Here is a 9,025-nt window from a genome sequence, read left to right on the forward strand (position 1 = left end):
TTTAGATACCCCACTCCCCCGTCTGGCTTCGGACGATCGCAGGGTGATCGGCTATCGCCGACAGGAGCACGGCTTCGTTGCGCGCTCCGGGGCGGCCAAAATAATGCAGTCCCACAACCTTCGACGATGCGAAATCCACCAGCGGACTGCCGGAGGACCCATTGGTCGTCGAACAGTCGTGGGCCAGTACATCCGTGCCGAGAAGCTCCAGCACGCAACCCGGAGAAAAGCGCTTGGTGCCGTCGAGCTCACCGAAAACTTTGAATACGTTCTGATCGTCCGCGAGGTCCTTGATCGGGTGCCCTGCGACGAAAACATTCCGTTTCGCCCATCCGTTGGACTGCGCCTTCAGATCCATCACGATCGGTGACGGCATGCCGCCTGCCGCGTCCGCCGTCGGCGGCTTCAGCCGGAAAATCGCGAGATCCGGTTTGTCACCGCCCTCGACATAAAGCACCTCGTCGAGGGCGAACCGCGAATGCTTCGAGCCTCCCTTCTCGAAGCGGAAATCTACGACGCATGGCCGATCGGTCCGCAACCGCCATCCCTGGCGCACGTCGGTGGCCGCCAGCGCAGCGTTCTGTCGGGCCACCGCACCGGCGACATGCGCATTGGTCACCAGCGTGTTCCTGCCAATCAACCACCCGGTCGCAACAGGAACGAACGGCTCAGCGCTTCCGACCATGATGCAGCCAACCCGAGCGCAGATGTCCAGGATCGCGTTCTGTGCCGTATTGATATACGCAACCCAGAAGTCGTCTTTCGCAGTCGCCGCACTGGTGTCGGGCGCATCGCCCTCGACGAACCAGGCTGGCCGCCCAATGACTTGGATCACGGCCTCCAGATTCGCCAATTGCCCTGCGTTGAGATCGCGATGGCTGACGTGACCGCCGGCGAGCGAGGCGGCAAGGTCGAGTCCTTCCCGTGCGGTCTTGTTGGCAACCGCGCGAGCGAGCTCCGTCGCGCCGGGAGACGCCGCTTTGAGATTCCATTCGATGCGCTGCTCAACCTCCTGCAACGACGGTGACTTCGGCGCGACTGACTCCAATCCGCCGGCTTCTCGCGGCGCCGCCGCTGGTCCGAGCCCCAGCTTCTTGATCTCTTTGATGACTCGTTCGGCGCGTTCCTCAGTGGACTCCGGGAAGCGGGCTCGACTTATCATGGCGTCTCTCCGCAGGGGACCGTCATCAGGGCGGATCGATTGTTACGTCATAGGTCTTGTCCGGCTCCGCTCCGACATTGATGTCTACGGAGCGGCTCTCGCCAGAGGCGGTGAAGATGCGCAGCCGAACCTCTCCGGTTGGAAGCCCGATCTGGGCATGCCCGTCCGCATCCGTTTGATACATCAGTTCCGGCACCGGACCGCTTGCCTGCTCGACCGCGATCCGGGCACCGGCAAGCGGCTGCCCATCGCGGAGGGTCACATGAATGAAGCACCGGCTGCGCGGCACGGAAGCTGTCAAGCCGAGGCGGCCTGCAACCACTCCTTCACCGTCAACACGATCTCCGGCGAAAGTCGCGGTCCGGAATTCGCCGTCACGCCGAGACTGGGCGCCGTGCCACCTATTCCATAAGCGTGCACCGCAACGGCAACAGCTTCGCTGGTCGCCGACGCCTGGACCCAGACAGGCGAGCCACTCTGGCCTCCGTACGTATCGACGTCGTAATAGATGCGGTGTGCGGACGTCCGAAGCACCCTGTTCTGGTGGAAGTACTGGTTTCGCCCGTTGTCGAGATCACCCGGATAGCCCGAAATGTTGACGAGAGCGTTCTCCAGCTCGGCATCCGTCTGCGACGCGATCTTGAAATAGCCGACCTCCTCGCCCAGCGGCTCCGCCAGCTGAATGCAACCGATGTCATGATCGGGATCGGCCGAGTTGATCCATTGCTGAAGCGCAAAGAACTTCGTTGCGGTCACGGTCCTGAAGGGAGATACGCCTGCGTCCTGCCCCGGCGAGACCTCGATCGAACCAATCCAGCCGTTGAAATCCGACGGGCTGTAGACGCAGTGTCCTGCGGTCAGCAGGGTCTTGGGGCCGATAAACCACCCCGTCCCGATATACGAAGATGTCTGTGGCGGCCGAGGCTTCAATTTCAGCCCGGCAATCTTGCGCCACGGCGGGGCCTTTGTATTGGTAATTCTGACGCGGTCGTCGGTGCCCAGCACTGTTTCGTTGCCGACCCGCACGCCCTTCGGTTTTATCTTGACATCCGATTTTCCAAAGACAAGCAGATCCTGCTGCGATTCGCCCTTGGACTCGGCGCTGCCATCACTGCCGGCAGTTTCGATGACGGGCGCAATGGGTTGATTTTCGGTGGGCGGCAAGGCCGCTGACGACGACCAGGGCAACGCATTCATGCCAAATCCTCCTCAAAAAATAAATCAAGAGATTACGGCTACATCCTAGTTGCGTCAGAATTTTCTGCAACCAAAATCGGATCTTCGTTCCCGTCTCGCCATCGACGACGGGATCTTTTAAGGTCAGGAGCTATTCCATATTGAACGATGAGCTTGTGGCCTGTCTTCTGCTGGAAAACTGGGGCAAAGTCCGTTGAGCACGTATGCGACTGAAGGGACGACATTCAGTTCAGCTGCATTACTCTGCCGAGAGCATGTGGCGGCGGGCATAGGCAGAAACTTCACCTCGACATTCCTGATAGCGTTCCTCCTCCGACTTTCTCGCAACACACTGTAATGACGAACCACTAAAGAATGTTGTTCAGTAGAGAGAGCGCTCGCGAAGTTTGCGCCGCGCGGGCAATGGTTCCCGTCGCCGATCGCTCGGCAAAGGCGAAAGTCAGTTTGTCCGTATTCACTTCCGACAATCCAAGAAGGCTGTCCGGCCTTTCCCCGCTCGAGCCCGAGAGTTTGGTAGTGAGGTTAAGCCCTTCGCTCGTGAACGCCATTTCGGCGGATCTGACGAGGCTGATCTCTCCAGCCAGACTCGTGTCCACGCTGGGACTGCGGAAGGAGTCCACCTCTGCCCCAGTTTGCGGCTTGCTCCTGCGCCAAGATCATCTCCGTAACCGAGCCGACTGACAGTTGATCGTGATCGAGGTCGCTGTCGTTTGAGAGTACGCCAATGGCTGCCGACGCTGTAACAACCCTGCCTTTTGCTACGCCATTGCTGTCGGAAATTGCGACCGGATCGTGGTTGGTTGGGGTGAACAACACCCACTATCCTTATTGCGACAAGTACGGCGGTCGCACCCAATGCGCCGATACCAGGGATTGTCATCAGCCGGCGTGTGACGTCCTCTCGATCGGCGACCGCCTCGATCTCCTTTGTCACTTCGCGAATCCGTTCTTCGAGGCGGCGGAGATCGGCGAAGAGATCGCCCACCAGGCGACGCATCACTGGTGACAAATCGTTTCTTTCGTCATTCAAAGCGCGCGGCAACTCGAGTTTTAAAGGGGATCAATCGCTGTCCGCTCAAGCTCCCGAACAACGCCAAACTCTTCGCCGTTGAAGCAGTCCTCAGGGCGATCCGAGACGTCGTGATGAGGCCAGCGCCAGAACACCATGAGTGTTCAACCGAACAACAGAATGAGAGCGACGACTATCTGTGCTTGTAACACTTCCCCCGGAAAAGGCTTGCGGCACTATTTTGTCCAGAATTTTCGATGGGCCAACAAGCGCGCCGATGCGACTCAGTTCGAGAACGGGCCTTCGGAGCAAATGCTGGCTTGGTATGCAAAATCGGCAACAGATATTCGTCACTTCTTAAGGAGAGATCAGCCGCAGGAGACCAAGTTGCCGCGGCCAGAGCTCGGCCGATCAGCGTTGCTGCGCAACTGCGCTGATTCACTCCATCCCTTCGCCTGACCACCGTCCCTGCTATGGCGCTCAGGTTGGTCGTCCAGGCAGCGGACGACCTCTTCTCGAGCGTTCGCGTTTATCTGGCGCGCAACTGGTTTTCTCTAACGGACGATCTTCTAGACCGAAGGCGGGACCGCTCAACGCCACAGACGAAGATGGCGAGACCTGCCTTCGGTCTGGCAGGTGCAGTTCGGATTTGCGCCTTGCACGAACCAGCGAGAACTTGGATGGAGAAAATAGAAGAAATTGGAGCAACCACGATCGGTTGGAAAAGCAGCAATTCCGATCGACATCTTAATGTGCTGGGCAGCCAGAATGATTCCCGCGGCCATGGATGTGAACCCCACCGAGAATTGCGGGTCACCTGGCCGGTTGACGTAGTCGGCAAGTTGCTGGATGCCGACCGACGCGCACCCTGGATTGCTTAATGCCTCCTCGACCTCGTTAGCGCTCATGCCGCGAGCAGATGTCCACGCTGCCCGTTGCACCCGCGACAACCCGCGCAACTCATCAACCAGGGCAACGAGTTCTTTGCGTGGATCGCGAAGCCGGTTGTGGCACTTCAGGCACATCCACGGCGAGGGAACGTCGTAGATGGAGACGCTTGACCGCAGACCCGTAGCGTGCGTGCTGCCGCCCATCAACATGCGCGGCCATACATTCTGGATCGCGTGCCGGGCGAAGTTTCCATCAGTATCGTCAACACATGAGAGTATCGTGTCGAACCGGAAGATTGCCTCATCGGACGCGAGCTCCGGAAGCTGATCGCCTCGATCGACGCGACGCAGAAACTCCTCCCACTTCTTCATCACATGGTGGGCCGTCAGCCCGCGGGACCGCAGATATTGGGCAACGATCTCAGCCTTCGATCGATCGTCGTTAAAGTCAACGATGCGAGCAAGCGGATAACGGTTGAGATTGGTTATATCGTCCAGCGCCTCCGGATCGATGGCCGTCACGTGACCCCGCACACCAGGCACGGAGCCGAGGGCCAGCGCGAAAGCCTGGCCGACCGCACCGGCGCCGACCAAGTAGGGCTGGCCGATGGACAACGTCTCGGGCAGCTCAGCGGAGGGCAAATCTTCCCACCCCGATCGGGTCTGCAGATCGAGGAGCGAATACGCAAGCTGATCGACGAAGGAACCGCGTTCGGGGTTAATTCCGCGCAGGTGCTTGAAAACCTCGGCAGCAGCTAGACACCCCGCGAAAGCAGGGCCGAGTGGATTTTTGTCCCGCGGTATCACGCTAGGAGCTGATCCGAGCGGACCCGCGTAGATATTCCATCCGTCTGCGAAGATCGACAGTCGTCGATCCGCGGCGAATCGCGCGCCCTCATTTCCAACCGTGATCTCAACGTCTGCGCGTTTATCAGCGGCGATATCGAGCTCAACGCGGACACGATCGCCTACGGCTTCCTTCGCCCATGCCAAAAGAGACTCAACGAGACTTCCAGGCTTGGCGTACGGTACGACGCCGTCGAGAAGGCGGGTCTCCGGCACTGACAACGCGATGCCCTCGACAAGCTGGTCTTGCCGGACCAGTTGGTTCGTCAGAGTCCAGATCATGTGCTGCCCGGCGAACGTGGACGCGATCGCGGCGGGCACCGTGACTCTCACCAAACCTTTGCGGGCCTGATCGATAGGTCGAAGGGCACCGGAAGGGTCCGGCCGCAAATGCCTATCGCCGAGAAGAGGGCCAGACATCAGCGCAAATCCAGAAAAGAAACCGTACCGGCACCTTCGAGAACGAGACGGCGGGCCGCGTCGGCGATCGAAAGAAGGTGCCAGTAGTTGATCTGGAATTCATGGATGCCGGCCCGATGCGGCCATGGACCGGTCCAGTGACCGTACCGCGGAAAGACCACCGACAAGACCCCTCGACTTATCGCACGGGCGTCGTCGTATCGGGAATGCTCGACCCAGTCGCCCGGATGCGAATGCACCTGAGCGAGCGCGACCCAGCGCTTTGCTCGGGTGGCCGCCGACACCGCCGCCATTGCCTCGCCGGTGACGTCGTAATTGCCCCACGTGCCGCGCTGTGGGGGCACAACAACGGCTTCCACGCGCCCGCACCCTCCAGGCAGATCGCGACCGTACCAGAAGCAGCACGTCTCGACGCGCCCGGCCCCTTGCAGCACCCCGACCGTTTGTTCGAGGGCATTCTTGGGCGCGTAGAGGATAGCGGAATTGGCTTGATAGGGCTGCTGCGGCGGCGATCGGCGTATCTGGTCGTCCTGATCGAAATTGCTCATGCGGTTACCCCTGACGGCCCCTGTAGTAGAGCCGCATGGCCTCGGTGATGGTGAACAAGGTGTGGTTGAAATTGTGGCGCTCAGGGTCCCAGACATGCCGCGCCTCTACCGAGTGGCGCAAGTCGTAGAACTCCAGCGTCGTGGAGTTGCAGATGAGCTGCCGCTTTTGGTCGTTGTAATTTGGATGCACCCTAAGGTGCGGCGCCTCGATGTTGGGAAGCCACCGATCATCGTCGCCCAGCTTGTAGTCCTTCGTAATCGGGTTCACGAATTGCGCGCTCGGTGGCCATTCGGGATAGCAGTGAAATTGAAGTCGCAGCAGGAAGAAGTCGGCACTCGGGCTCCAGAGCGGCACGCACAGGGTTAAGGCGTCGATTCTGCACCAGCCGGCCTCTTCCAAAGTCCGTCCCTTCAGAGCGAGAGGAAGATCCCGCTCGAGCGCCTCGCCGCCACGAGCAGGATCTGGGACAGGTGTCTCGTTGGCATTGGCCATCACGCCCCGCCGGTGCCACCGACGATCTGATACTTGCGTGCCGGACAGATATGCTGCTCTTGGGCCTGCCGCAGCGTGAGCCCGAGATAGGGCGTCAGGTCGGCGCCGGCGTGTTGGCACTGGAACTTGTCGTCAGCGTCCTTGTGCTCCGCCGGATTAAACTTGCCGTAAGAAGCGTCCCATACAGCCTGCAGCGTGGTCGCCCACGAAACCTTAAAGGTCACGTCGCGGTTTGTCTTCGTGTTCAACACCACGACACGCGTTTCTTTCGCAAAATCAACAACTTCATTCTCATCGGCAACTTCAGCCATCTGCTCGGCTCCTTCCAAAATCAGCTAATTAGCTGAGCCCCTCAGACTAGAGCAGCGGCGGCGCCGGCTTTTTGCGTTTTCACACGGAGTCACGACGAACAAGGGCGCGGGGTGTTGTTTTCAAGCCGCAAGACGTCGCTAACGACGGCCATTCGATCGCAGCTTCGTCGCGGACAATCTCGCACCTGTGCCTTGCAAGCGCGCATTCTCTGCAGGCAACGGTGCAGTTCGTGCTGAACGTTCGCATCAGGCCTTGTCAGCCGTCCCAGCGGGACATACGTCGGCAAGCTATTCGCCGAGCGATGCAAAGAAGTCGGGTCATTCGGAGGAAAACTCTGCGATCGCCGCGTACAAGATATCGACAAACCCGGAACACTTCTGTAGGGAAGTGCACAATATTAAACGCGCCACCTAAGAGCGTAGCCGTAATTCAATCCGTTTCAAGTCGCCCGTATGGTTGGGCTCAATGCTTTCAATGTGAGCTAGCGCGAATGCCTGGTACCGGAACCATTTCAGTGGTTTGCCAGCGCCCCCCATAAATATGTGAGAAGATCACGCGATGACTGTGCGCGAGCAGCTGTTTACTTTGTTGCGCAACCTGCCTCTTCCAAGGCCCTCAGCCGCTTCGCCTCGGAAACCTCCATGCCGCCGAATTTGGCCTGCCAATTGTAGATCGTCGCCTCGGAAACACCCTGCTTGCGAGCCAGGTCGGCTGTCTTCGCCCCAGCCTATGGTCCTTTAATACCGCGATAACCTGCTCTTCCGTGAACCTTGCTCGCTTCATCTGTCCTCCTTCTTCTGATATCTGAGGCCGGCAAACTGGACCATTTTTGGCTAGAGTTCTCGCTGCCGATCCGTCGACATCCGGACGTACTGCGCAGCCCGGAGCTCGCGCTCCCGAGGCCCGGGCAGCGGGGCATGCTGGACGGTGAGCTCTGTTTCCATGGAAGGCTCCCGAACTGTGCAGCGGTCAGCCTATTCAACCCGCCTGAAAACCAAGAAGTGTGAAGCTGTTCACCCCCGCCGAATCCCTCTTCGCCTACAATAGGAACGTCCCGGTCCGGGACGCTCATCCGGGAATGGACGAGTCGGAGCTGGGGAAGCTGGAGGCCGGCCATGAAGCGCCACGCCATGAGCAAGTATTTCGGTAGTGGCGCCGGCCACGTTCTGCGCCAGCACAACAGCGCCGTGCTGCTGTTCAGCTGGCGCGGCAAGTCCGACGGATCGGCCCGATATGTCGAGCGCGTCAACCGCTACGCGCGCGATGGCGTGGAATATCCCTGTCTTGCCGCCTTGCTCCGCGCGGTCGAGGCCGAGCACGCTCAAAAGGAGCGCTGATATGCAACATCAACGGCATCGCCCCACCGACCTGTTGGATCTGTACATCGGCGCTAAGCGCGCGTTGGAGCAAGCGATCACGGCGCTCAATGCCGGAGCGGCAGGGCCGCGGCAGCGAATTCGGTGCCGGCCTCAAAGTTTGCGACGGCGGAGCTGTTCCAACCCATCCTTGATCAATCGGAGATCTGCGTGAACGTGCTTGCTTGCGGAGCCGGACGCGGACTCGAGCAATTCGCGCCGAAGGCCCCTCATATCTTCAAGCGCCTGCTGGTTCCTTAAGCGAACGTAAGCTGAGACTATTGCTTTACACCACATGTCGTTCCAAATGCGTTACAAAATGAGTTCTCAAGATTGACTGAACTGCAGTGACCCGCGAGTACATATGTGAATCGCAGATGCCGAAATCTCAAATATCATGTGCAAACGGCACACGGGGAGACTGTAAACCCAGCTCGCAGACTTCGGCAACAACCTGCGCTCGGAGGGAAACACGCCGGAAGAATACGGAACCCAATCCGCTGGACGCACTCGGCGCCGCGCGGAACTTCGACGCGCCGGAGTGGACCGGCCCCGGCCTGGAGGTTTTTTCCGGATCGAAAAACCGAGCTGGGACGGAGAGGTCTGTCACTGTCTGGGCGGCAATAAGCGACAAACGCAGCTTCATCCCCCAAAAAAGCCGGGGAGTGATCCGCGGAACCCAGCTTGCCAAAGCCAAAGAGCTGCTCAGTGACCTTTGACCTTGCCCCCATATGTGGAACGGCCCGCGAGGCAAGAGCTTTTTCAGTCGATTTCACACATTGGAACGGTGCGG

At 59.5% G+C, this 9,025-nt stretch carries 12 protein-coding genes and 1 pseudogene; 3 read left to right on the forward strand and 10 right to left on the reverse strand.

The genetic code is table 11. The features are described 5' to 3' along the window. Position 1: 1 nt before the first annotated feature. Positions 2–853 (reverse strand): trypsin-like serine peptidase, encoded by an 852-nt coding sequence (locus tag IF809_RS15200; RefSeq protein WP_157788444.1) that lies wholly within the window; start codon positions 851–853, stop codon positions 2–4. Between the two features lie 21 nt (positions 854–874). Between IF809_RS15200 and IF809_RS15205 the strand changes: the two genes are divergently transcribed. Further along, positions 875–1,027 (forward strand): hypothetical protein, encoded by a 153-nt coding sequence (locus IF809_RS15205; RefSeq protein WP_157158440.1) that lies wholly within the window; start codon positions 875–877, stop codon positions 1,025–1,027. 160 nt (positions 1,028–1,187) lie between these two features. Here the strand turns inward: IF809_RS15205 and IF809_RS15210 are convergent, their stop codons facing one another. The 4 genes from IF809_RS15210 to IF809_RS15225 form a co-directional block, all read right to left on the reverse strand. Next, positions 1,188–1,463: a carboxypeptidase-like regulatory domain-containing protein gene (locus IF809_RS15210; protein WP_157158172.1), complete on the reverse strand. Its 276-nt coding sequence runs from the start codon at positions 1,461–1,463 to the stop codon at positions 1,188–1,190. Continuing rightward, positions 1,460–2,359 carry a trypsin-like serine peptidase gene (locus IF809_RS15215; RefSeq protein WP_049806740.1) on the reverse strand — a complete coding sequence of 300 codons (900 nt, stop codon included), beginning with the start codon at positions 2,357–2,359 and terminating at the stop codon, positions 1,460–1,462. Before IF809_RS15215 ends, IF809_RS15210 begins: the two co-directional genes overlap by 4 nt. Before the next feature lie 347 nt (positions 2,360–2,706). Further along, positions 2,707–2,955 (reverse strand): hypothetical protein, encoded by a 249-nt coding sequence (locus IF809_RS15220; RefSeq protein ID WP_131233136.1) that lies wholly within the window; start codon positions 2,953–2,955, stop codon positions 2,707–2,709. Further along, on the reverse strand, positions 2,882–3,175 hold the full coding sequence (locus IF809_RS15225; protein ID WP_223153741.1) for an Ig-like domain-containing protein: 294 nt from the start codon (positions 3,173–3,175) through the stop codon (positions 2,882–2,884). The genes IF809_RS15220 and IF809_RS15225 overlap by 74 nt, the downstream gene beginning before the upstream one ends. Between IF809_RS15225 and IF809_RS15230 the strand changes: the two genes are divergently transcribed. Further along, complete coding sequence (locus IF809_RS15230) at positions 3,084–3,365, forward strand: hypothetical protein (protein ID WP_154694114.1); 282 nt, start codon at positions 3,084–3,086, stop codon at positions 3,363–3,365. The genes IF809_RS15225 and IF809_RS15230 overlap by 92 nt on opposite strands. Positions 3,366–3,958: 593 nt before the next feature. Here IF809_RS15230 and IF809_RS15235 read toward each other — a convergent pair. The 5 genes and pseudogenes from IF809_RS15235 to IF809_RS15255 all read right to left on the reverse strand — a co-directional run. Beyond that, complete coding sequence (locus tag IF809_RS15235) at positions 3,959–5,425, reverse strand: ThiF family adenylyltransferase (RefSeq protein WP_441258653.1); 1,467 nt, start codon at positions 5,423–5,425, stop codon at positions 3,959–3,961. Positions 5,426–5,523: 98 nt separating this feature from the next. Further along, entirely contained in the window at positions 5,524–6,072 is a 549-nt protein-coding gene (locus IF809_RS15240) for a Mov34/MPN/PAD-1 family protein (RefSeq protein ID WP_028143554.1), read from the reverse strand. A gap of 4 nt (positions 6,073–6,076) precedes the next feature. Then, positions 6,077–6,565: a hypothetical protein gene (locus IF809_RS15245; RefSeq protein ID WP_028143555.1), complete on the reverse strand. Its 489-nt coding sequence runs from the start codon at positions 6,563–6,565 to the stop codon at positions 6,077–6,079. Beyond that, on the reverse strand, positions 6,565–6,876 hold the full coding sequence (locus tag IF809_RS15250; RefSeq protein WP_028143556.1) for a hypothetical protein: 312 nt from the start codon (positions 6,874–6,876) through the stop codon (positions 6,565–6,567). The genes IF809_RS15245 and IF809_RS15250 overlap by 1 nt, the downstream gene beginning before the upstream one ends. Before the next feature lie 584 nt (positions 6,877–7,460). Then, positions 7,461–7,660: pseudogene (locus IF809_RS15255) on the reverse strand (transposase); the annotation flags it as partial. Between the two features lie 332 nt (positions 7,661–7,992). Between IF809_RS15255 and IF809_RS15260 the strand changes: the two are divergent. Then, the gene (locus tag IF809_RS15260; protein ID WP_028143557.1) at positions 7,993–8,214 is read left to right on the forward strand and encodes a hypothetical protein; all 222 of its coding nucleotides are present in this window, start codon (positions 7,993–7,995) and stop codon (positions 8,212–8,214) included. Positions 8,215–9,025 lie beyond the last annotated feature (811 nt).

The organism is Bradyrhizobium sp. UFLA06-24, from assembly GCF_054967145.1.